The sequence below is a fragment of the Bdellovibrio sp. HCB185ZH genome (assembly GCF_047302455.1).
Taxonomy (GTDB): Bacteria; Bdellovibrionota; Bdellovibrionia; order Bdellovibrionales; family Bdellovibrionaceae; genus Bdellovibrio.
The window spans coordinates 1,712,233-1,735,312 of record NZ_CP178624.1 but is presented as its reverse complement, the minus strand read 5'-3'; the positions used below and the strand labels follow the sequence as shown (position 1 = coordinate 1,735,312).

Sequence of the window (23,080 nt, the reverse complement as noted above, 5' to 3'; positions counted from 1 at the left end):
TGATATGAAAAGAAAAGGTAAAACAGCTCGTTTTAAAAAACAAAGACGTCTACTAACTGAGCTTCCAGGCTTGGGTAAAGCAGGTGCTTTGGAAAGAAGACCGTATCCTCCAGGTCAACACGGTCAACGCCGTCGTAAATATTCTGAGTTCGGTTTGCAACTTGAAGAAAAACAAAAAATCCGCATTCACTACGGAATCCGTGAAGAACAATTCCGTCGTATTATCGGCAAAGCTCAAAAATCATCCAACACGAACTGGGTTGAGTCTTTGGTAAACCTTCTTGAAAAGCGTTTGGATAACGTTGTATTCCGTCTTGGTTTCGCAACTTCTATCCCAGCGGCAAAACAATTGGTTTCTCACGGTAAAGTTTTGTTGAACGGTAAAAAAGTGAACATCGCATCGCAAATCATCAAAGTTGGCGACGTTGTTTCTTTGAAACCTGAAGCATACCAAAACCAAGTTTATCTTGCTGCTAAACAATCTCCTCGTCTTCCACTTCCTTCTTTCATGACTAAAGAAGAAAAAGGTGGCGAAGAATCTGGTCGCTTGATCGACGAACCAAACATCGAAGCAGTACCGTTCACATTCGACCCAGGTCTTGTGATCAGTTACTACTCTTTGCGCGGGTAATTGAAGAGGGCGCAATGAAAAACGCTAAATTCCTCGAAGCTGAGGAAATTTCTCTTGATGAAGTAAACGGCGAATTCGTCACTGTTAAATTGGCAGGCGAAAAGTTCGTGATCGACGTGGATACTTTGTACGACATGTCTTTCCGATTTGCCGAGATGCTTGCAAAAATCGAAAGCCGCGAAGAAGAATCGGCTAACGAGGGCGAGCTAGCTTGTGCTGAGTGCTGCGGTAAGCTTCACTAATCCAATTAAAGAGAATCACTAAAAAGGGAGCTTTCGAGCTCCCTTTTTTTATTTCCGAATTGCAGAAGATTTCTGAGAGTCTTCGTCAAAGTATCCCAGAAAATAAAGAAGAGAAGCCGTGATCGTCGTCATCCCGGTGGCGATAACTCCATATTTGGTGACGACTTCTTTTTTGATTCGATCACTCGATGATTGAACACGCTTCAGAGTGTTCACAAGATCAAACTTTCCAATATAATAAACTTCGAAAGGCACCACGTTGCCAGCGCCATCCCGAATTCCTTCTTTGAAAATCGCTTGAACCATTTCGTGGGGAGAATAGTAAGCTGACTTATTCGCACCGATATAAAGGTCGCCTGCTTTCGCCATCGCTTCGCAAGCCGTTTTTCCGCAGCTGACGCCATAGGTGTCATCAAATTTTTTCAGACGAGTTTTATCCATGTCCTGTTTTTTGATTTTAATAACGATGCCCGTTTCAAGTTCGGCCATGTGATCATTCACAGTCGTTTTTCGACCTAAAACAGTTCCATCCAGACGAACACTGCCGCTGACCAAGTAAGCATGACCGAAGGGCGCGATTCCCAACAGCAAATCATCGGTTTTTCCTAAAACTTCGGATACGTGAAACTCCCGGTCTTTGTGAAAGACTTTGCGGTATTCCAAATTCACACCCGGGCTTACTTCCGCCTGCAGGACTTCAAATTCAGGAACATCGTTAAAGACGTTTTCGCAAGTACTGGTAGCATGGGCCATGGGGCTGAAGACGGATATCATCGCCGATACAGTTAAAGTCCATGAAATGATGTTCTTTCTCACTACCAGCACAATAGCTCCGTTTTGCGCGATCGCTGTCTACGCGTTAGACAGCAAAACCACCTCAAATCGAAGGGTTTGCGTCTGAAAACTTAAGAATTTCTAAGATTTTATGAGAGCAAACCCTAAGCCAATTTAAGAGCGGCGGCGGCCCTTTGCTTCCGGAGTTCCATCAGCGGGATCTTCAGGCCACTGGTGTTTTGGGTACTTGATTCGTAGCTCTTTTCGAACTTCAGGATAGCCGTTTTTCCAAAAGCTTTCCAGATTCGAAGTCACCTGAACAGGGCGGAAATTCGGTCCTAACAGATGAAACGTCAAAGGCACTTTTCCGGAAAGAACTTTGGGAGTTTCCATCATACCAAAAACTTCCTGGATACGAACTTCCAGATAGGGAGCTTTGTCGGATGGATAAATAACTTTGATATGACTGCCACTGGGTACCGTGATTCTTGCCGGCAATTCTTTGTTAAAAATACGGATGAAATCCCCAGGGAAAACACTTTCAAAAAAGAACACCAGGTCTTTTTCAAAAACACTCTGCAATTTCTTTTCACCCATACTGGCTTGAGAGAAGGCTTGAAGCTTTAAATCTTCAAGTTGCTCATCGCTGAATGAAAATTCAGAATCACTGGTGCCATTTTCAATATGACGGCGCCAGAATTCCAATCGCTCCCACCACTCAGAAAGCTTTGCGTTGTTTTTCAAAACCAACGCCCACTTTTCAACCAGAACCTGTGGAAGCTTGGCTTCCACTTCTTCCGGAGAGGCGGGTAACAAAGAAGGCTCTTCTAAAGGAAGTCCATACAAAGACTTATACTCGCGAACAAAGAACTGACCTTTTTCTTCGATGAATGTCAGGTCGCGAATTTTTTGAATTTCGTCTTTAAAGTGTGAAAGAATAAATTCTTTGGTGAATCCGCAGGCCAGGCTAACAATGGTTTCGGCATCACTGCTTCCCTCAACGCCGCTTAGGGCGACAAAGAAATCAGACGTCTTAACCAACGAGTCTTGTTGCAGTTTGACTCCTCGGCCACCAACCATCAAGGCTCGTTCAGATTGCCCCCGACGACGACACAGGCGATCAGGAAATGAGCGCAGTAATAGAGTGCGCATTTCTAAATCTTCCGATTCAGTTTGTATACTTTTAATGCCACCTAATTTTTTAGCAAGCGCCAGAATTTGATTGGCGGATTGAGCGACAGTCTGCAATGCGATGAAGCCTGCTTCACGGGGAGCTTTGCCAGATTTTTTAAACTGTTGCAAAAGATCCAAGCGCACGGTTAAGTCGCATTCCGTTTTATCACCTAAAAAGGAACTGACAGCCTCTCGACGTAAAAAATCTCTCTCTTGCAAAATCGCTGCAAGTTCAGAACCCAGCTCCAAGGAGTTTCTGTCGCCAGCAACTAATATCAGTTTTGCCAGACGTACAGGCAGAGGGAAATGTAAAATCTTGCGACCAAGTTCCGTGATTTTGTTTGAGTGATCAATGGCCCCAGCAAGTTTCAAATACTGGGTGGCTTTATCAATCGCAACTGATGCGGGTTTTTCAAACCACGAGAATTTATGAAAGTCACTGACCCCTTGAGCAGCAAGAAACAGTAGGCTTTCTGTCAGATCGATACGCTGTATTTCTGCGATTTCGCTTTTCGAAAAAGAATGCTCATCCAGTTTATTCCACATTTTATAAGCAAAACCCGGGAACTGACGAGCGGCACGTCCCGCCCGCTGAATAGCACTCGAAAGACTGATGCGACCCAATTCCAGACGGGAAAATCCAGTGCGGTAATCTTGCTTCATGTTTTTCGCAAGCCCCGAATCGATAACGGTGTTCACACCATCTAAAGTGACAGAGGACTCAGCGATATTTGTTGAAAGAATGATTCGCTGCCGAGCCCCTTTTTGCAGGGCCCTTCTTTGATCTTCTAAATTCAAAGAGCCATGCAGTGGAATAATATCGATACCTTTTCCATTCGCCCAATCTTCCAGGACGTTTTTGGCGCGTTCAATCTCGCCCACGCCAGGCAGAAACACTAAAATGTCTTTGGAGGTTTTTCCTGCCGCATCTCTAACGAGTTGGCCGAGGTTTTCAAAGAACGACGGAAATGTTTGAACAACCTGGGAGTTTTTTTGATAAATAACTTCCAGCTCAAATAATTTTCCAGGCACACTTACGATAGGAGCATTTCCCAGATAGCTGGAGATCTTGTCAGCTTCAAGAGTCGCTGACATCACTAAAAGTTTAATATCGCGACCCAGCTCTTGCAGTTCGCGAATCAGTCCCAGTGCCAAGTCCACATGTAAAGAGCGTTCGTGGAATTCATCCAGAATAACCAGATCCACATCGGATAATTCGGGATCATCCAGCATCTGGCGAGCTAGCAAGGCCTCGGTCATAAAAATAAGTCGAGTTTTTGCAGATGTTTTATTAGCAAAGCGAACTTGATAGCCGACTTCTTCACCAACGGTCCAACCATTTTCTTCAGCAATACGATGGGCAGCGGCGATGGCGGCCATTCTTCGCGGTTCCAGGACGATGATTTTATTTTTTACGACATCCAACAGGGCTGGAGGCAGGCGTGTGGTTTTACCCGCACCAGGTGCCGCCGTCAGAACCAGATTCTGTCCTTGCAGCATCTGATCCTTAATGGAAGATGTGAAATCATCGACTGGAAGATGAATCATGCAGGATAAAGAAGCAGCATGAATTCCGCTTTTTCAAAAGGAACTTTTTTGGCGATTTGATCAATCGTGCCCTCAAGGTTCAATTCATCTTCCTGTGAAAGGTTCAAGGATAAAAGCATGCGGCGATTCGGAAAATGATCTTTCATATCGCCCAACATTTTTTTCAGGCGATAAGGCGTGTCCATCAGAATGATCGCGCGTTTTTCTTTGGTAAGCTCGCGCAAAGCCTTTGCACGAGCTTCGGTTTCAGCAGGAACAAAGCCGCGAAATAAGAATTCATCAATGCGTTGGCCGCTTAAAGAAAGAAGTCCCATTAAAGCAGAAGCACCCAAAACAGATTTAACAGGAATATTTTTTTGACGGCACAAACGAACCAAGTCGGCACCAGGATCACAGAACCCAGGAGTTCCGCAATCGGTCACCAAGGCCACCATTTTCTTTTCGCACAGTGGAACCAAAGCGGCCTTATCATCCGGAGTGGAATGCTCGTCCAGAATCTCATAGGTTTTTCCTGTGATGCCGTGAACGCGCAACAATTTGGAAGCTTCTTTCGTGCTTTCGCAGATCACGACTTCGCAATCTTTCAAGATTTGCAAGGCACGTAAAGAAATCTCGCTGGTATCACCAATCGGAGTCGCCACTAGGTACAACATTAAGAGTTCCTTTGATTCAGGACAAAATTCATAATTCGTGGAAGGTCAGGAGGTGGTTCTGCCTTGCCCGAGTGGGTGCTGTCAAAAAAAATACTTTCCACATGGGGGCATTTCGCTCCCATAAGGTTTAAAATCACCGGTTCATTGTCAAAGAAGTAAACTTTGTCATATCCCTGGCGTTCTTTGGCCAGAAACCAGTCGGTTTTGTATTCAGCATCGTCCATTGCTTTATCGGGTTTAACAAAAAGAACCGCCTTGTCGTTGAGGGGCAAATTCCATTGTTGCAGCTGGCGAGTCGTCCCGGGTTCCATGCGATGCACATCCCGACCTGTGAGATAGGCGACATCCGCTCCCGCCTTCATCACTTCATGAACGTATTCCAAAGCTCCCTCATTCGGAGTGTCGTATTTCAAATAGTCATTCGAGAAAAAATGCTTACGCCAATACAAGGCGACGGCCTCTTGAAACTCGGGATGATGACCGTCCAGACCTGCTCGTTGCAAGGCATTGGTAAAGCCCCAATCTGTGTGGGCCGTTTTTATTTTTGAAAAGCAGGACACCTGCTCGGGGAAACGTTTTATGTTCTCAGGGTCCAAAGCAAAATCCATGAGGATTTTTTCAATACGTGGGCTGACATCAAAAAGGGTGGAATCCAAGTCAAAAACCACGAGGCATTTTTTTCCCTCGGAAACCAAGGAGTGAATATTGACAAGGATTTGATCGATCATGGGGCCATCCTAGCGTTTAGGGTCCAGTTAAGGCAAAGACTTTGTTAACAGGGGCGAGGTCCTTTTATAGAATGTTCTTGGGGGTTTCATGAAGCTTCTTTTGAACTGCGCTTTACTTTTGTGCGTCTTCAGTATTTCCAGCTGCAACTTTAAAAAAGCCGCGTTAGGTACTGCCGAAAATCCAATAAAATTTCATTTGGTGCCCTCGGTGGATTCAAAAGTTCTTTCCGATAATTCAAAACTTTTAAAAGAGTATTTGGAAAAATCCACTCCCTATAAATTCCAAATTACCATCCCTCAATCTTTTGTTGCGGTGGTTGAATCTTTCGGCACGAACAGAGCTGATGTCGCTGCTATCAATACCTATGGTTACTATATGGCGAATAAGTCTTATGGAGTTCAGGCACGACTCACTGTGATCCGCTATGGATTGGGAACTTATCAATCACAGTTCTTGGCCCGCAGTACGAGTGGCATCAAAACTTTGAAAGACTTTAACGGAAAGAAAATGGCATTCGTGGATCCGGCTTCTATGTCAGGATATCTCCTGCCTTTAAAAACCATGAAGGATAAAAAAATCGAACCTAAGGAAACGGTCTTTGCGATGAATCACGATGCTGTCGTGTCGATGATTTATCAGGGCCAAGTCGATGGGGGAGCCACTTACTACAGTCCTCCACAAAACGGCCAAATCGAAGATGCCCGTCGATTGGTAAAACTTCAATATCCAGATGTCGAGCAAAAGGTAAAAATCGTTGAATTGTCTGAGCCGATCCCCAATGATCCGATCGTTTTCCGTAAAGACATGCCCGAAGAAATGAAGGAAAAAATCTGCGATGTTCTTTTGCAGTGGGTGGCAACTCCCGAGGGCAAGAAAGCCCTCGATCTGATGTTAGGCGCGACGAATTTGAAAAAGTCGACGGATGCAGATTATGACAGTGTCCGAGAAATGCTTAAGCAAATGCTTCCGGCAGGAAAATAAATGAGCACACCTTTTTTGTCGGTGAAAAAATTAAATAAGACTTTTCCCAACGGCGTTCAAGCTTTGCGCGATGTCAGCTTTGACGTCCAAAAAGGGGAGTTCTTGGTGGTGATTGGTCTGAGTGGCTCTGGGAAATCCACGTTGATGCGTTGTCTGAACCGCCTGCAAACCCCTACCAGTGGTGAGATTATTTTCGAGGGCTCGGACATCGGTAAGTTTCAACGACCAGAGCAGGTGCGCTCTCTTCGCCGTAAAATGGGCATGATCTTTCAACACTTCAATTTGATTCCCCGCCAAAGTGTTATGAAAAACGTTCTAATGGGCACTCTGGGAATTAAAAAAACCTGGCCCAGTCTTTTTGGAATGTTTTCGCCGCAAGATAAAGCAGAAGCTTTGAAAAATTTGAAACTCGTCGGCATTTCGGAAAAAGCTCATCTTAGAGCAGATCAGTTATCTGGTGGCCAGAAACAACGAGTCGCCATTGCCCGCGCATTGATGCAAAATCCGACTCTCTTACTGGCCGACGAGCCGGTGGCCTCATTGGATCCAGCTACGTGTCACGTCGTGATGGATTATTTAAAGAAAATCAACCAAGAGCTCGGGATTACTGTTGTCGCGAATCTGCATTTCTTGTCTTTGGTGCGAAAATACGCGACCCGCGTTGTCGCTCTTAAAGAAGGGCAGATCGTGTTCACGGGAAAACCCGAGGAGATCACCCAAGAGTGGTTTCAAAAAATTTACGGAGAAGGGACTCAAGATGTTGCGCCGGATATTTTTTGATGCCTTTAGTATCGCATTTCTCTTAAGCTGTGCAGCCGTCGCGCTTTTCGTTGATAGCGAAGATCAGCTTTTAGACTTAGTCAGAGACATTTTTTTTGTCGCTGCCTTTATGCTCGTGGGCGTTGTCGTCGCTTGGTGGTTACGGCATACGAAAGTGCGCACGCTGGGGGGCGCTCTCTTTGATCTGCATCCCGCGACAGAACCTGCACCCTGGTATCGTACTTTTTGGGGCTGGCAGTTTGCTACTTTGCTCATTGTCTCGTTCGTCGTAGCAGTTATTAAGACGGAGTTCTCTTTCATTGAACTCTTGGATCAAAATGGCTTTGCCGGCGCGGTTCGTCTTTTCAAAGGGCTCTTTAATCCGAATTGGGAAGTTTTGCCTCGAGCCGTATTAAATATTATTGAAACGATATTCATGGCCTTTCTTGCCACAAGTATTGCCATTCCTTTTGCTTTCGCTCTTAGTTTTTTCTGTGCCAAAAACATTATGCGCGGACCGGTCGCATACCCCGTGTATCTGGCTTTGCGAACCTGCTTGAATGTGACCCGTTCTATTGAAGCCCTTATCTGGGCGATTATTTTTTCAGTGTGGGTGGGTATCGGTCCTTTTGCGGGCATGCTTGCATTGATGATTCATTCTGTGGCCTCCTTAGCAAAACAGTATTCTGAAATGGTCGAAGCTGTTGAAGATGGTCCGATTGAAGCCATCGAATCCACCGGGGCTAACAAGCTGCAAACCATTTGGTATGCGATTGTCCCTCAAGTGGTTCTGCCTTATATTTCATTTACGGTCTATCGCTGGGATATCAACGTCAGGATGGCGACAGTGATAGGTTTGGTTGGTGGCGGTGGTATTGGAACTATGTTGATTCAGTATCAGGGGCAGGCCATGTGGCGTGAGGTCGGTTGCATTATCGTCGTGATCGCCATCGTCGTATGGGCTTTGGATCTTGCCTCTGCGCATATCCGTGAAGCTTTGAAATAGAAAGGGAACATTATGGGTGAGTTTGGTTCTTATAAACTTTTGATTCGTGAAACACACATCGACTCTTATGGGCATGTGAATAACGCCACTTATCTTTCCCTGTACGAAGAAGCCCGATGGGAAGCGATTACGCCCCGTGGATTCGGCTTTAACGACATTCACCGACTGCAGCAGGGACCGGTCATTCTGGAAGTAAATATCAAATTTCTAAAAGAGATTAAACTTCGTGAAAACATCACTATCGTTTCCAGTATCATGGATTACGAAGGCAAGATCGGTCACATGAAACAGCAGATGATTAAAGATGATGGCACAGTTGCCAGCGAAGCTGTTTTTACCTTTGGATTATTTGATCTGAAAGCTCGTAAAATGATTCTTCCCACTCCGGAGTGGAAGAAAGCATGCGGTCTGGAGTAAAATTCCGGCCTTCCAAATGATCGACCATCGCAGCTTTCATTTCCTGCCATCTTCTTTGACCGACGGAGGCAGGATCGATCATCAAATGATGAAAAATCGACTGCCAGCTGAAAGGACGTTTGTGCACCATAAACGTCTTCCATGCGTCCAATCGATAATTCGCAATAAAAGTCCGAAGGCCCGAAGGGCTGATCAGTTCATCCAGCGGATCAATAAATAGTAATGTCGGAACGTTGATAGCCTTGCGTTTGGGATGGCGATTGGCGAAGTTTGCAAGTTCAAAGGTCGCGCGATAGGCGGAAACAGGTGTGCCTGTTGAATTTGCAAAGTAACCCTCGCGGTTGAATAAATTTGGAATGATAGTCAGGGGATTTAGCGTACTTAAGATGCGCATGATAAATGCCGTCCTGCGAATTGCGACGGCAGGTGCAAACAATACCATTTTATCAAAGTGAACGTGTTGATACTTACTCGAGATAGTCACCCCTATGACTCCGCCCAAAGAGTATCCAACGTAGTACAAAGGCATTCCATATTTCTTAGCTCGCTCATTGGCTTGACAGTAAGCGCGCAGGGCATCGCGCTCCCACATCTCCGCAGTGACGTGTTTAAAAATATTCAAATTATTGTTATGGCCCGATAGCGCCACACGCAGGACATCGATTCTGTTTTCACGGAGCACATTTTCGATCGAAACCATGCGCGCGGGATTATTGTTAAGGCCGTGAACAACTAAGGCCACACCTCGGGCGGGCTGATAGGGGGACAGCCGCCACAGCGTTCGGGAGTCGCTTCCTTTCATCAGATTCGGGCACGTCCCGGCGATGGAATCAAAAGAAAATAGAACAATAAGAATAGAAGAGAGGCCGAGAAAAAATCCATTTCTCATTTGAACATCCCCCACGAATGCCCGAACAAGTCGGTAGTAGCTCTATTCCATTTATCCTAAGGAATCGTTTTTAAGAGTAAACGAACGAGTGTATGTATTTACAGCGGTCGAGGGGGGAAGGACACAAGACTGGCCCTTCAGGCGGGTCTTGTGTTTCAATGCGAGAACATGAATCTGTGTTTAGCCCTATTTTCAGCTGAGAAGGGTATGTGCAAAAGTTTGACGAAAAATCATGGAACATTTTTGCTTAAAATGTCTAATTTCCGACAGTTAAGTCGATTGGATTTTGCTCCGATAGTTATTCCCAAGGAGCACTGAACAAATGGGAAAACAGTATTATCTTTCAAATAATGGGACTCATATTGGACCTTACACTTTTGACGTTGTCCTGCAAAAAGTTGAATCCCATGAACACCAATGGACTGATTATGTCTATGATGAAGCAATGGGTGACTGGGTTATGTTGATGGAGCATCCTGAGTTTTCAGCGAAGGTCACATCAAAACCTGCGGCACGTCCAGATTCGGCTCCCGGCAAAAAAGAAGAAGTCGCAGAAGCAATGAAAGACAAAGAGTGGTTCATCCTTAAAGAAGGTAATAACTACGGTCCTTTCTCTCCGGTTGAAGTTGTACAAATGCTTCAGGAAAAAACTCTTTTTGAATACGACTATATTTGGCATGCACGCATGGCAAATTGGAGCCGAGTAGCTGAAGTTGAAGAATTTGCGCCAGATAAAATCCGCGCGATGAAGCAATCTTCTGATACAGGTTTGGCTGAAATCTTTTTCCGCCGTCGTCATGCACGCGCAGCTTACGGTGCAAGCTTGATAGTTCATAACAATAAAACTGTTTTCCGTGGCCAAGCTTTGGAAATCAGTGCTGGTGGTGCGGGTGTCCTGATCGACAATCCGAATTTGCAACCGGGTCAATCACTGTTCCTTCACTTTCAACCTGGTGATGGAGTGCCTCCATTCAACGCTGTTTGCCAAATCGTTAGCAAACAGTTCATTAAAGAAATGGCTCCCAGAGGAACAGACGCGGTCAGATACGGCGTGAAGTTTACAACCGTGAGTCAATCGGTTCGTGAAAGCATCAAAAACTTCACGACACCAAAAGCCGCTTAAGATTATTTAGAAAACAGATTTAAAGAGTGGCAGAAAGTCTAAGACTTTTCTGCCACTTCCATTTTTGGAGCTTCGGAATCATCGATCAAAGGTGACTTAGACCCTGCCGAAGCAAATTGATAATACATACCTTGAGCGGCCATCAATTCCTGATGGGAGCCAACTTCCATGACTTCACCCTGGTTCAATACAACGATGCGATCACATTGTTCAATTGTCGACAGGCGGTGAGCAATGATGATGCTGGTTCGACCCTTGGTGATCTCGCGAGTCGCTTCCTGGATGATGTGCTCGCTTTCAGAATCGATATTCGCCGTCGCTTCATCCAGAATTAAAATATCGGGATTGAAAGCCAAGATCCGTGCAAAAGCGATCAACTGACGTTCGCCGACAGAAAGATTCGCGCCGCGTTCATCCACGGGACTGTTTAAATCACGTCCCGTGCGAGTCAATAGACCCATATAACCGGTTTTCTCGCAGGCTCTTTGAATTTGCTCGTCTGAGACCTTTGGATCGCCCAAGCCGATGTTACCGCGAATCGTACCACGGAAAATAAAGTTATCCTGTTGGACGACGCCCACATGATGGCGAATCTCTTCGCGGGCGATTTTTTCAATCGGCAAGCCATCAATAAAGATCGATTTCTCCGGAGCATCATAAAAACGCTGAAGCAAAGAGATGAAAGTGGATTTACCACTTCCGGTACGACCTACCAAAGCAATGGATTCCCCTGGCTGGAAATGCAAATTTACGTTCTTTAGAACAAACGGCAGATTTTCCTCATAGCGGAAGTTCAAATTGCGAATTTCTATGTCGCCACGGACCATGTCTGTTTTTTGCAAAGAATCCAATTCGTATTCTTTGTGTTCATCCATGAGCGTAAAAATACGTTCTGCGCTGGTTAATGAATTTTGGAACTGTTGGTATTTTTCTAAAATCTCACGCAAAGGCGGGATGAAGTCCTGGATGTTCATCAGGAACGCGACCAAGGAACCAATCGCGATGGAGTTTTCTGCACTCATCAAGCCCCCGAAATAGAGAGCTGATGTGATCGTCACCGCATTGAACAGATTCATAATCGGTTGCATCATCGCATAGGCATAGATCGAGCGCATATTTGTATCGCGATAATCCGTGGACAGGTTTGTAAAGCGATCACGATTACGACGAATACGATTATAGAGCTGAACGACTTTTATTCCATTTAGATTTTCAGCTAAGAAAGCATTGATCACGGAAAGTTTCTTTTTCTGCTCATGCAAAATATCGCGGATCTTATTGCTTAGGTAAAATGAAGCCGCAATAAAAACGGGAGCTAAAATCAAGGAAATCAAAGTCAGCTTCCAGGAAATCAGCGCCAAAGCCACGACCACAGAGCAAATCACCACGAACTGAGTGAAGACCGTGATAACACCTTCAGTGAAAAGCTCGCCCAAAGAGGCCACGTCATTGGTTAGGCGGGTAACAATTCGTCCGGTCGGAGTTTTATTGAAAAATTGCAGTGGCAGTCTTTGCACGTGATTCATCAAGTCTTCACGCAAGTGAAACAGCATGCGATTTCCAAATAATTGAAAAAGCATATTGTTAGAGAAAGAAAAACACGTACGCAAAATTTCAAGACCGAGATATGCAAAAGCCACTTGGGTGAAAAGTTCATAGTTCTTGCCCTTTACACCGTGATCGATCGCATAACCGATCAAAGCGGGTACCAAACGCGCTACTAAAGCTCCGCCAAAGACTGCAAAGATGGCAGCAAATAACAGAACTTTTTCACGGCGAGCATACGGCCACAGTCTTTTGAAAAGTACCGGGTACGTGACTTTCGTTTTCACCAGGTCTTCATTCATGAAGTTATCATTATTCATGATTCACCTCCTGACCTTGGATGCTGACAGTTTTTTGGAATGTCGGACTGACTTTTAATACCTCTTGATATGTTCCCAAGGCTTCGACTTCTCCATCGCGAAGGATCAACAGGCGGTCCACCGTTTTTAGCGAAGACAGACGGTGAGCCACGATAATGCGACTCATGGAGCCTTTATCTTTGCCAAGCTCGTTTTCAATCGCTTTTTCAGTGCGCGTATCCACGGCACTTAACGAGTCATCCAAAATTAAAACCGGGGTCTTCATAATCAAGCCACGGGCAATCGTCAGACGTTGCTTTTGTCCACCCGATAGATTTACTCCGCGCTCACCCAGCTGGGATTCAAACTGGTGTGGTAGTGACTGAATCTCGCGGGTAAGATCCACGGTCTCTGTCATGCGCAGAATATCCTGGTCAGATGCGCGCTCTGATAATCCAAAGCTGACGTTTTCAGAAATGCTTTCACTAAAGAGAAAGGCCTCTTGGGGAACCAAAAGGAAAGTCTTACGCAAAGATTCCTGCGTGATGTCTTCAATCGCATGACCGTTCACAAAAATCTCGCCTTCAGATAAAGGATAAAGACGCGTCAGCAGGTGCAACAAAGTTGTTTTACCTGCTCCCACCGGACCCATGATGCCCAGGCTTTCGCCGGCTTTCAGTGTGAAGGAAACATTTTTTAAAGCGTAAACGCTGCTGCTTTGGTGTTTGTAGGAAACATTTCTGAATTCCAGATTTTCAAAGCGTGTAATTTCAATCTTTCCGTTATCAGGAATGTCTGTGTCAGTTTTTAGCACGTCTTTAATACGATCAAAAGAAGCATAGCCTTTTTGCATCATAGAAAAGCCCATACCCAGCGCCGTCATCGGCCAGACCATTTTCTGAATATAGCGATGAAACGCAAAGAAAGTTCCGATCGTTACCGTCCCAGCATATAAATCGTCTTTCGCGACGAAAAGCAGAATGACACTTCCAGAAGTCACGCCAAACTCCATCACTGGCACGAACAGGGAATCCACTTTCGCGACTTTGTTACAAGCTTTTTCAAAAGCGGCACTGACTCCGTTAAATAGCTGTGTGCGATTGTGTTCTTGAGAAAAACTTTTGATCACGCGGATTCCGCCCACCGTTTCCTGGGCGACGCCGGTCAATTCTGAGAAGCGATCCTGTTGGATTTTATAATTTGTGTGAATCAGCTTCATCACTTTCCAGATCATCAGTGGAACCAGCGGCAGGAATACCAAAACTTTCCAAGTCCATGACCAGTTCATCATCACCATGATGGGGAAGACGATGGCGATAATGATCACACCATCTGCCAGAATCAGAAGGCCCGGGCCAATTGCTTGGCGGAAGGATTGAACGTCGTTCGTTAAAAGACTCATCAACTCGCCGACCTGATTCTTATGGAAAAAATTAGGGCCCAGGGAAGTCAAATGGTTGAAAATGCGCCGGCGAATATCTTCCGCGGCATAAGTATGAAATTTACCAAAGAAGGCCCGCCATCCCAAACGAGTCGCAGCAAGACTTGCCATCACCAAGGCAAAGATCAAGCAGGTTTTCGTGATCTCGCTCATAGGTGCGCGGGCTTCAATGCTATCGATGATTTGTTTCATCACCAGCGGATAGATCCCATCCAGCGCATTTGTGAAAAGCAAAAACAACATCCCTAAGCTGAAGGCGCGAGGATTGTTTTTTATATAAAATAAAAGAGGGCGTTTAAAAAGAAGAGCATTTTCTGAGGACTGCATCGTCGACAACTCTAATGAATATAGCGAAATCCCACAAGGGAATTGCGTCAGGTACTGATATACAGTACTCTGATTCGTGGAGGCTGGTATGTCGCAAATAGATCAGTTTTTGGCATCGTTGAAACGCGCCTTAAAGGCAAAGAATGTGCTGTATAGGGATTTGGCTAAAGCGTTAAACCTCAGCGAATCCAGCGTGAAGCGTATTCTTTCCAGTAAAAGCCTGAGCTTAGAGCGGTTGGAAGAAATCTGTCGTGTAGCTGATCTTAGTTTTTCAGAAGTCGTTAAGTCTGCGAACCTGGAGGATGGAACTCAGATTTATCTTCTGACAGATGAACAGGAGCGTGCGTTGGCAGAAAACACCCGTTTACTGCATTACTATATGTTGCTTCATGATGAGCGCACTCCGCAAAAGATCGAAAAAGAATACCAAATTCCGAAAGCGGAAGCCCAAAAGTATCTTTTCCAGCTGGACCGGTTGAATTTGATCGAGCTTCATCCCCGCGACAAAGTAAAATTCAAACGTCATGGATTTTTGCGTTTTCGCAGAGATGGGCCGATCGGAAAAGCCCTTTTTGAGCAGATGAAAGCGACTTATTTGATGTACGATTTCAAGCCTGAGGATTTCGTGCGCTTTACACTTATCAAAATCAGCCCGTCCACTTTGGCGAAGTACAAAGGCAAAATGGAAAAGCTTGCGATGGAAATGCAGGAAGATTCGCGATTCGATGCTGAGCACAACACCGCAACAGTGGATGCGGGTGTTTTAATGGCTTATCGTCCGTGGACATATTCCTACATGGGCGCAATCAAGAAAAAAGAATAGATCTCCAGAAAATTTGTTTTATTTCAAGAGCGGTGGTGTGTCGCTGATCCTTGGTTGCGCTGTCACCGCTCCTTTGCGAATCTTGAAGTCATGAGAACCTTGCTTTTGTCATGCCTGAGCGGCATCGCCATCTTATTGTCATCAGCTTTATCTTCGGCGACGAATGCGCCGAATTCTATGTTCAACCGCAAAACGACAACAGGGCAAAATCTTTATCAAGCGGTTTTGGCTCAAGGGCTTCCTGAAGAACCTGTGAATCTTTTATTTCGCATGTTCGATTACAATGCAGGTCGTATTGCGAATACCAAAACGGCAGTGATCGTCGATTATTCTCTTATATCTACGGAAAAGCGATTGTATTTCCTGCATCTAGATACGGGTGTGGTGGAAAGATTCTATGTCTCTCACGGAATCAACTCTGGAGTGTTAGAAACCCGTAGTTTTTCAAATCTGCTGGATTCCTGGAAAAGCTCGATTGGCTTTTACTATGCAAAAGGGACCTATAACAGCGCAAAGAATGGTCCTTCTTTAAAGCTCGAGGGGATTGATAGATCCAACGATGCAGCTCGCGATCGGTTGATTGTTTTGCACGGAGCAAAATATGTCAGTGATGATTTCATTCAGCGCAACGGTCGCTTAGGTTGGAGTCAGGGATGTTTTGCGGTGGCACTTGAAGCACTGCCTGTTCTCCTAAACTCTTTGCAAAATGGCAGCCTGCTTTTGTCCTATCATAAAGATCTTTGGAAATATGCGCGCCAGTATCCAACCGAACAAGAGGTGATGGGTAATGAAGTGGTGCCGCCAGGAGTGAACGCCAGAATCACTCCGGAAGAACAAGTGGATCCGGTCACTCCTATCACTCCAGGGGATAGCGAAGAGTACGGAATTTTTTCTAGGTACTTAAAGACTCTGACAAACCTGCGATAAAGATTTTCAATTTTGCTTGAATGCTTTCGACATCAGTTCCAAGCAAGATGCGATCAAAGAACATTGATCCATGGAAGTAGGTATCGAAGATCTCCATCGCTTGGCGAAGATCGACATCTTTTTTTACTTTTCCTTGAGTGCGAAGTACTTCGAGGCGCTCAATAACTTGATTGATATAAAGGCTGATAGGAGCGATTTCGCGAATGCGTTTCAAAAATTTCGCGTCGACAAGACATTGGCCCAGCACGATTTTAAAAAACTCCTCGTCCTTTTTGCAATGATGTTCGAACATAGAGTCCACCAATGAAGTTAACTCTTCGTGCACTGTTGCTTGCGCTGGGTACATAAGCGCATCTTGTTGAACTTTATCTTTGATATGTGTTTCGCAGACAGCAAGCAGAAGTCCCATTTTGCCGTCGAAATAGCGGCCAATGAGAGATTCATTGACCTTGGCTTTATCGGCAATCATGCGCGTTGTTGCGCCGTTAAAACCATGTTTAGCAAAGATATCCTCAGCTGCCTTAAGCAGACGCTCTTCAGATGCGGAACGGTCTCTTTTTTTAGTCTTAGATCGAGATACGGTCTCTTTTTGATCCGTATTTTTCGCTAGAACTTGAGATGTGTCTCCCATTTTGAGCTCCTGAGTTATCTATTTTAAAGCCCATAAGGCATTGAAAGTACTTATTAATAGTAAATGTATCATAAAATATGGACGTCGACAAGTAAGTAATTGCTTGAGTACTTCGTTAAAATACCGTAAAAGTATGTAAGTAAGTGATTACTTATTAGTGAATCAGGAGATAGACCCATGATGAACCAGGGTGGACCTAAAAACGACAGATGTTTTGTACTACGAGCTGCGATGGCTTTCCTTCTCATAGGAATAGCGGCAACGAAAGCTCAAGGTGTCACATTGACTCAATATCTCGAGCAAGTGCAGACCGACAGTAACAGTTATAAAGGAACTACTACGCAGGCGGAAGGTAACAACCTTGAGGCCCGCGAAGCAGATTTAATCTTCACACCAAAACTGTTTGCAGAATTCAATACAGGTCATGACGGCAAACCCAGTCAGCCGAAAATGTATGATCGTGTGAATACTGAAACTTATTCTTTGGGTATCACTCAGCAGTTCGATTTCGGTTTGCAAAGTAAGCTTTACTACACGATGCAAAAGACAAAGTTCGACAATGCAGGGTCTGCATTTACGATGTCTAAATACTGGGATGCCACTCCAAAAATCGAATTAACCATGCCTGTATGGGGCGGTGGTTTCGGTGTGACATCTCGCGCGAACGAAGATTTAGTCCGTCAAAGTAACTATGCAGAACAATATCAAGCGTCCTACCAGTCAACCGCATACTTGGCGCAAGCTGAATCCGCGTACTGGAAATTGTCGGCTTGGTCTGACGTGGTGAAGATCCAGGAAGCCGCTTCTAAATCTGCACAAGATATTATGAGTTATGTCAGCCGTAAACGTAGCATGAACCTGGGTGAGCAAGCCGACGTAGTTCAAGCTCGCGCCCTGGTTGAAGCCCGTGGTTTGGAATTGCAAGTGGCGCGCAATGAACAGCGCGAAGCTCTGCGTAACTTCAATAAATTTTTGAACAGACCAGCAACAACTCCGGTGGATAGCCTTGAAACAGTTCCCTATGCGGAGCTGGAAAAAATCACAGTACCGACGGCTCGCCCAGGCGAACGTTATGATGTGAAAGCGACGCAGGCTCAATTGCAATCGGCGAAGGCCAATGCCGTTGTGGTGAAAGAGCGCAATCGTCCATCTTTGGATATCTATACGACCTATGCGTTGAATGGCCGTGATGATGACTATAACCAAGCAATGAAAAACGCTGGTTATACAGACACAGACACGGGTTACATTGGTATGCGTTTCAACATGCCTTTGAATTTCGGGGCTGCGGGAGATACCAAAGCCGGTGCGGATAAAAACGTCAGAGCCGCTGAATACAATCGTCAGTATGCAATGTATGCGCAGGAACAAGACTGGATCAATTTAACTCAAAATATTACAGATGCGCGCGACAACTTGGTGTTGTTGGGTAAAATTGAACAAGCGCAAAAAACTAAATTGGACGTGGAAAGAACACGTCTTCGTCAGGGTCGTACAACGACGTACCAAGTGTTGTTGTTCGAGCAAGATTATTCAGCTTCCGCTTTGAACCGCGTGAAGTCTGCAGCGAATATCCTGGCACTTCAAACGCAAATCAAACTTTACCAAGCCTCTCCTGAGGAAGGGAAATAGTCATGAGCTTACCTAAGATTTCCATCAGCAGACCGATTTTTATCACCTGCATAACCATTGCGATCGTTGTTGTCGGTTGGGCCGGATACAAATCCATGCCGGTCGACTTATTTCCTGACGTTTCCGTTCCGGTTGTAACCGTACAGACAACATATAAAGGTGCGGGTCCTTCCGAAATCGAAACACTCGTGTCTCGTCCTATTGAAGACGAAGTCAGTACGATTTCTGGTATCAAGCGTATGACTTCCAAAAATATGGAAGGTGTTTCGCAAGTTATCGTGGAGTTTGTTTCCTCGGTGGACTCTAAGTACGCGGAACAACAAGTACGTGATAAAGTAAATATCGCGAAACCTAAACTTCCTGACGAAGTGGATGATCCAGTCATCAAAAAATTCGACCCGTCAGATACACCTATCCTGATGGTTGCTTTGTCTTCAAAAGGTAACATTGGCGACGCGGCTCTTTACGATATCGCTGACCAGATGATCAAACCTCGCTTGGAACAAGTGAACAACGTGGGTGCAATTGACATCCTGGGTGGCCGTAAAAGAGAAATCCATGTTCTTTTGGATCGTAACAAACTAAGAAGCCGCGAGATCTCTGTAACGCAAGTTGCAGGACAAGTGGGTGCCATGGGGCAGAACATTCCATCTGGAAAAGTAAACCAAGGTGGTAAAGAGCTGGTATTCCGTGGTTTGGGTGAATTTAGAAATACTGCTGACGTTGCAGACACTCTCGTAAACCTTTACGGAAATGAAGTTCCAACACGCGTTTCTGACTTGGGTGTTGTGAAAGACACTTTGGAAGATGAAGCTTCACGTGCGTTTGTAAATGGTGAAAAAGCGATCTTCTTGCAAGTTTATCGTCAATCCGGTTCAAACACGGTGAAAGTGGCGGATGACGTTATCAAGCAAATGGAAAAAATCCGTCCAGAGCTTGAAAAAATGGAAGGCGCGCCACAAATCAAACTTGTGACCAACGCTTCTCAGAAAATTAAAGACAATCTTTATGACGTGAACGAGACGATCATCATCGCGATTCTTTTGACAGTTATCACGGTGTTCTTCTTCTTGGGTAGCGTGCGCACGACATTGATCACGGCCGTATCCTTGCCAGTTTCATTGATCGGTGCCTTTATGTTGATGAAGCTTGCGGGCTTCTCTTTGAACATCGTTTCGATGTTGGCTTTGACTCTTGCGGTAGGTCTTCTGGTCGACGACGCGATCGTTGTCGTGGAAAATATCTATCGTCGTATGCAATTAGGTGAAAACTCTCTGGTGGCAGCGGAAAAAGGAACAACAGAGATTCAAATGGCCGTTATGGCGATCTCGCTGGTGGTTATTGCCGTATTCGTTCCAGTAGGTACGATGTCTGGTACCATTGGACAGTTCTTAAAGCAGTTCGGTTTCACGATCGTATTCTCGATGATCATCTCTTGGTTTGTCGCTATGACGATCATTCCGATGTTGACGGCGTACTTTGCCGGTGAAGGGCACGGGGGCCATGGTGTTTCTCATGAGGACTTCAAGCCAACAAGCATTTATGACAAAACATTGGGCCGCTTGGTTCGTGGTTTTGACCGTTTCCAGTCAATGCTTGAAAGTTATTACGAAAAACTTCTTCGCGTAACTTTGCGCCATCCAATCATGACGATTGTGGCGACATTGATGATCTTCTTCTTGTCGATCTATACGGTGACGAAAGTTCCAGGAACATTCATCCCGGATGATGACTCGGGTGAGATCACAGTCACGCTCGAGATGACTCCAGGTACAAGCTTGGATGGTATGCAGGAAGTTGCTGATAAGGTTGATAAGATCCTTCATGCGGATCCGGCCGTTGATTACACGACGATGATCGTTGGTAACATCTATGGGGAGTCCAACAAGGCCAGCTTCTATGTCAGAATGAAGGACGTGAAAGGCAGAATGAAAACGGAAGCTTTCCGTGATCATTTGCGCCAACAGTTCTCTGATTTTGCCTTCGCGAATCCAGTTGTAAAAAAATACGACTCAACTGGTGGTATGGCTCAACAACCGTTTGTCATGAATATTATTTCTCCAGATCCCAAAGATCTTGAGTCTTCAGCTTCTAAGTTGATCGAGACGTTGAAAAAAGATCCGCGCTTCAAAGACGTGGACTCGAATTTCCGTCCTGGTAAACCAGAAATGCAAGTTGAGTTGAAGCCCGGAGCTGCTAAAGCTTACGGTATCAATACTTCAACGATGGGTGCCGAGCTCCGTGCGCAAGTTGAAGGTATGACACCTGCCAAGTTCCGTGAAAAAGGACGTGAGTACGAAGTACGCGTGCGTTTGATTGAAAACCAACGTGACTTGAAGCAAACGTTTAATGATGTCTATGTTCCAAACGTGAATCGTAAGTTGGTTCGTTTGAAAGACGTTGCTAATGGGGATCTTTCTTCTGGTCCGGCTTCAATCGATCGTATGGACCGTGGTCGTTACATTCAAATCACTGCGGGCTTGGCTCAAGGTGTGGGTGTAAGTACCGTTATCGCTGACGTTGCGAAATGGACTTCAGAGGGTGAAAATAAATTCCCTGCGAGCGTTCGTTATAACTTCGGTGGTGATGCGGAAAATCAACAAGAGCTTGCGGGTTCAACCGTGATGGCATTGGGCTTTGCCGTGATGTTCATCTACTTGATCCTGGCTTCCTTGTATGAATCGTTCATCACTCCAATCACGATCATGGTTGCGTTGCCACTTGCACTTTGCGGAGCCTTCTTGGGTCTGTATCTTGCGAATCAAATGCTTTCAATGTTCGCGATCTTTGGTTTCTTTATGTTGATTGGGGTGGCGGGTAAGAATGGTATCTTGCTTGTCGATACAACAAATCAGTTGATGGCCGAGGGTAAATCTCGTGCTGATGCCTTGGTGCAAGCGGGTAAAACCCGTCTTCGTCCGATCTTGATGACGTCCTTCGCGTTGATCGCGGGTACGTTGCCAGTGGCAATCGGCATGAATGCGGCATCAAAAACTCGTACCTCTATGGGTGTGGCAATTATCGGTGGTATGATCTCATCGACAATTCTAACCCTGATTGTGGTGCCTGCCGTATTCACGTATGTCGATCGTTTCAGAGTTTGGGCTAATAAGCTTGGCAGTAAAATGACTTCTGCTACAAAAGAAGAAACGTCTCACGAGGAAGCCACGGCTGGCGCACCACGCGAAAGTGGAGTCAGTGACTATGCCGTTACAGCACCCGAAAAATAGTGAGAAGAAAATTGTCGTAATTATCGGTGGAGGTTTCGCGGGATTAAATGCCGCGAAATCTCTGGCCAACAAAGACCAGGTTCACGTTGTTTTAATCGATCAGCGCAATCATCATCTGTTCCAACCGCTTTTATATCAGGTTGCAACTGCTGGCTTAAATCCATCCGACATCGCCGTTCCCATTCGCGCACAGTTTTCCAAAATCGAAAATGTCGAAATTCACATGGGCCGAGTGGACAGTGTGAATTTGGAACAGAAGTATATTGTGTCAGATGGCATAGAGCTTTCTTATGACTATTTGATTGTGGCAGCGGGGGCTCAACACAGTTATTTCGGAAATCCCGAGTGGGAAGAATTCGCTCCGGGTTTAAAAACTGTTGAGCAGGCGACGGAGATTCGTCGTCGCATTCTTTCTGCATTTGAAGCGGCGGAGAATGAAACAGATCCAGAAAAACAAAAGTCTTTGCTGAATTTCGTTGTCGTGGGAGCAGGCCCCACAGGAGTTGAGCTCGCGGGAGCCATCGCTGATATCGCGCGAACGGTGTTGGTGAAAGATTTTAATCATATTAATCCCGCGAATGCGCGCGTACTGCTGGTCGAAGCTGGCCCAAAAATTCTGGCGTCATTTCACGAAAAACTCTCGGAACACGCGCTGCAGGATTTAAAAGACATCGGTGTCGAAGTGCGTGTTTCCTCACGCGTCGAAAAAATAGATGAAAACGGAGTGATAATCGCCGGCGAGTTTATACCGTCCCGTTCTGTTTTTTGGGCGGCTGGTGTCCAAGCTTCTCGAATGAAATTCACTCCAGACGTCGCTAAGGATCGCGCGGGTAGAGTTATTGTTCGAGATGATTTTTCAATTGAGAATTTCCCTGACACTTTTGTTATCGGCGACATGGCGAATTTTGAAATCGAAAAAAATAAATCTTTGCCAGGTTTAGCTCCTGCGGCAATGCAAGCTGGTAAATTCGTAAGTAATGTGGTACTACAAAGTATCAAAGGGAAAGCGCGAAGCTCCTTTAAATATTTAGATAAGGGCCAGATGGCCACTATCGGAAAAAGAAAAGCGATCGCTCAGTATAACTCACTGAGATTGACTGGAGTCATCGCTTGGTTAGCTTGGTTGTTCGTTCACGTTTTATACCTGATCGGATTCAAGAACAGAATTTCTGTCATGGCAGAATGGACGTGGAGTTACATCTTCTCCAAACGCGGAGCACGTCTAATTACATCAAGAGATTGGAAGCTAAAGAACTAATAAAATTTGAACTCAACAGATTTTTAATTGTAACAATAATAG

The 23,080-nt window shown here is 45.3% G+C and carries 20 protein-coding genes; 12 read left to right on the top strand and 8 right to left on the bottom strand.

The window, feature by feature from the left end; genetic code table 11:
* Window positions 1-4: 4 nt before the first annotated feature.
* Window positions 5-631 carry a 30S ribosomal protein S4 gene (rpsD, locus tag ACLSU7_RS08520; RefSeq protein WP_413295109.1) on the top strand — a complete coding sequence of 209 codons (627 nt, stop codon included), beginning with the start codon at window positions 5-7 and terminating at the stop codon, window positions 629-631.
* Window positions 632-645: 14 nt separating this feature from the next.
* Entirely contained in the window at window positions 646-873 is a 228-nt protein-coding gene (locus tag ACLSU7_RS08515) for a hypothetical protein (RefSeq protein ID WP_413295108.1), read from the top strand.
* A gap of 48 nt (window positions 874-921) precedes the next feature.
* Here ACLSU7_RS08515 and ACLSU7_RS08510 read toward each other — a convergent pair whose 3' ends face one another.
* The 4 genes from ACLSU7_RS08510 to ACLSU7_RS08495 form a co-directional block, all read right to left on the bottom strand.
* Window positions 922-1,689 (bottom strand): hypothetical protein, encoded by a 768-nt coding sequence (locus ACLSU7_RS08510; RefSeq protein ID WP_413295107.1) that lies wholly within the window; start codon window positions 1,687-1,689, stop codon window positions 922-924.
* Window positions 1,690-1,821: 132 nt separating this feature from the next.
* A complete protein-coding gene (gene hrpB / locus ACLSU7_RS08505) occupies window positions 1,822-4,368 on the bottom strand; it encodes an ATP-dependent helicase HrpB (protein WP_413295106.1) in 2,547 nt (848 codons plus the stop codon).
* Window positions 4,365-5,021: an SAM-dependent methyltransferase gene (locus tag ACLSU7_RS08500; protein WP_413295105.1), complete on the bottom strand. Its 657-nt coding sequence runs from the start codon at window positions 5,019-5,021 to the stop codon at window positions 4,365-4,367. Before ACLSU7_RS08500 ends, hrpB begins: the two co-directional genes overlap by 4 nt.
* Entirely contained in the window at window positions 5,021-5,749 is a 729-nt protein-coding gene (locus ACLSU7_RS08495) for an HAD family hydrolase (protein ID WP_413295104.1), read from the bottom strand. The genes ACLSU7_RS08500 and ACLSU7_RS08495 overlap by 1 nt, the downstream gene beginning before the upstream one ends.
* Window positions 5,750-5,837: 88 nt before the next feature.
* Between ACLSU7_RS08495 and ACLSU7_RS08490 the strand changes: the two genes are divergently transcribed.
* Genes ACLSU7_RS08490 through ACLSU7_RS08475 form a run of 4 tightly spaced genes read left to right on the top strand, consistent with a single transcriptional unit; the run spans window position 5,838 to window position 8,913 of the window.
* On the top strand, window positions 5,838-6,731 hold the full coding sequence (locus ACLSU7_RS08490; protein WP_413295103.1) for a phosphate/phosphite/phosphonate ABC transporter substrate-binding protein: 894 nt from the start codon (window positions 5,838-5,840) through the stop codon (window positions 6,729-6,731).
* The gene (gene phnC / locus ACLSU7_RS08485; RefSeq protein WP_413295102.1) at window positions 6,732-7,511 is read left to right on the top strand and encodes a phosphonate ABC transporter ATP-binding protein; all 780 of its coding nucleotides are present in this window, start codon (window positions 6,732-6,734) and stop codon (window positions 7,509-7,511) included. It abuts the gene before it with no gap.
* The gene (phnE, locus tag ACLSU7_RS08480) at window positions 7,489-8,496 is read left to right on the top strand and encodes a phosphonate ABC transporter, permease protein PhnE (RefSeq protein WP_413295101.1); all 1,008 of its coding nucleotides are present in this window, start codon (window positions 7,489-7,491) and stop codon (window positions 8,494-8,496) included. The genes phnC and phnE overlap by 23 nt, the downstream gene beginning before the upstream one ends.
* 12 nt (window positions 8,497-8,508) lie before the next feature.
* Window positions 8,509-8,913 (top strand): acyl-CoA thioesterase, encoded by a 405-nt coding sequence (locus ACLSU7_RS08475; protein WP_413295100.1) that lies wholly within the window; start codon window positions 8,509-8,511, stop codon window positions 8,911-8,913.
* On the opposite strand, the gene ACLSU7_RS08470 is transcribed toward ACLSU7_RS08475, so the two are convergent.
* Window positions 8,831-9,613: an alpha/beta hydrolase gene (locus ACLSU7_RS08470; protein ID WP_413295099.1), complete on the bottom strand. Its 783-nt coding sequence runs from the start codon at window positions 9,611-9,613 to the stop codon at window positions 8,831-8,833. The two genes, ACLSU7_RS08475 and ACLSU7_RS08470, sit on opposite strands and share 83 nt — an antisense overlap.
* 511 nt (window positions 9,614-10,124) lie before the next feature.
* Here ACLSU7_RS08470 and ACLSU7_RS08465 point away from each other — a divergent pair.
* Window positions 10,125-10,925: a GYF domain-containing protein gene (locus ACLSU7_RS08465; protein ID WP_413295098.1), complete on the top strand. Its 801-nt coding sequence runs from the start codon at window positions 10,125-10,127 to the stop codon at window positions 10,923-10,925.
* A 38-nt stretch (window positions 10,926-10,963) separates the two neighbouring features.
* Here the strand turns inward: ACLSU7_RS08465 and ACLSU7_RS08460 are convergent, their stop codons facing one another.
* The gene (locus ACLSU7_RS08460; protein WP_413295097.1) at window positions 10,964-12,790 is read right to left on the bottom strand and encodes an ABC transporter ATP-binding protein; all 1,827 of its coding nucleotides are present in this window, start codon (window positions 12,788-12,790) and stop codon (window positions 10,964-10,966) included.
* Window positions 12,783-14,537, bottom strand: coding sequence for an ABC transporter ATP-binding protein (locus ACLSU7_RS08455; RefSeq protein ID WP_413295096.1), 1,755 nt, complete (start codon window positions 14,535-14,537; stop codon window positions 12,783-12,785). Before ACLSU7_RS08455 ends, ACLSU7_RS08460 begins: the two co-directional genes overlap by 8 nt.
* A gap of 88 nt (window positions 14,538-14,625) precedes the next feature.
* Between ACLSU7_RS08455 and ACLSU7_RS08450 the strand changes: the two genes are divergently transcribed.
* Both ACLSU7_RS08450 and ACLSU7_RS08445 read left to right on the top strand, forming a co-directional pair.
* On the top strand, window positions 14,626-15,360 hold the full coding sequence (locus tag ACLSU7_RS08450) for a helix-turn-helix domain-containing protein (protein WP_413295095.1): 735 nt from the start codon (window positions 14,626-14,628) through the stop codon (window positions 15,358-15,360).
* A 90-nt stretch (window positions 15,361-15,450) separates the two neighbouring features.
* The gene (locus ACLSU7_RS08445; RefSeq protein WP_413295094.1) at window positions 15,451-16,287 is read left to right on the top strand and encodes a murein L,D-transpeptidase catalytic domain family protein; all 837 of its coding nucleotides are present in this window, start codon (window positions 15,451-15,453) and stop codon (window positions 16,285-16,287) included.
* Here ACLSU7_RS08445 and ACLSU7_RS08440 read toward each other — a convergent pair.
* On the bottom strand, window positions 16,253-16,918 hold the full coding sequence (locus tag ACLSU7_RS08440; RefSeq protein ID WP_413295093.1) for a TetR/AcrR family transcriptional regulator: 666 nt from the start codon (window positions 16,916-16,918) through the stop codon (window positions 16,253-16,255). The genes ACLSU7_RS08445 and ACLSU7_RS08440 overlap by 35 nt on opposite strands.
* A gap of 177 nt (window positions 16,919-17,095) precedes the next feature.
* On the opposite strand from ACLSU7_RS08440, the gene ACLSU7_RS08435 reads away from it, so the two are divergent.
* Genes ACLSU7_RS08435 through ACLSU7_RS08425 form a run of 3 tightly spaced genes read left to right on the top strand, consistent with a single transcriptional unit; the run spans window position 17,096 to window position 23,038 of the window.
* On the top strand, window positions 17,096-18,550 hold the full coding sequence (locus ACLSU7_RS08435; RefSeq protein ID WP_413295092.1) for a TolC family protein: 1,455 nt from the start codon (window positions 17,096-17,098) through the stop codon (window positions 18,548-18,550).
* A 2-nt stretch (window positions 18,551-18,552) separates the two neighbouring features.
* A complete protein-coding gene (locus tag ACLSU7_RS08430) occupies window positions 18,553-21,780 on the top strand; it encodes an efflux RND transporter permease subunit (RefSeq protein ID WP_413295091.1) in 3,228 nt (1,075 codons plus the stop codon).
* Window positions 21,755-23,038 (top strand): NAD(P)/FAD-dependent oxidoreductase, encoded by a 1,284-nt coding sequence (locus tag ACLSU7_RS08425; protein ID WP_413295090.1) that lies wholly within the window; start codon window positions 21,755-21,757, stop codon window positions 23,036-23,038. The genes ACLSU7_RS08430 and ACLSU7_RS08425 overlap by 26 nt, the downstream gene beginning before the upstream one ends.
* The last annotated feature ends 42 nt before the right edge of the window (window positions 23,039-23,080 follow it).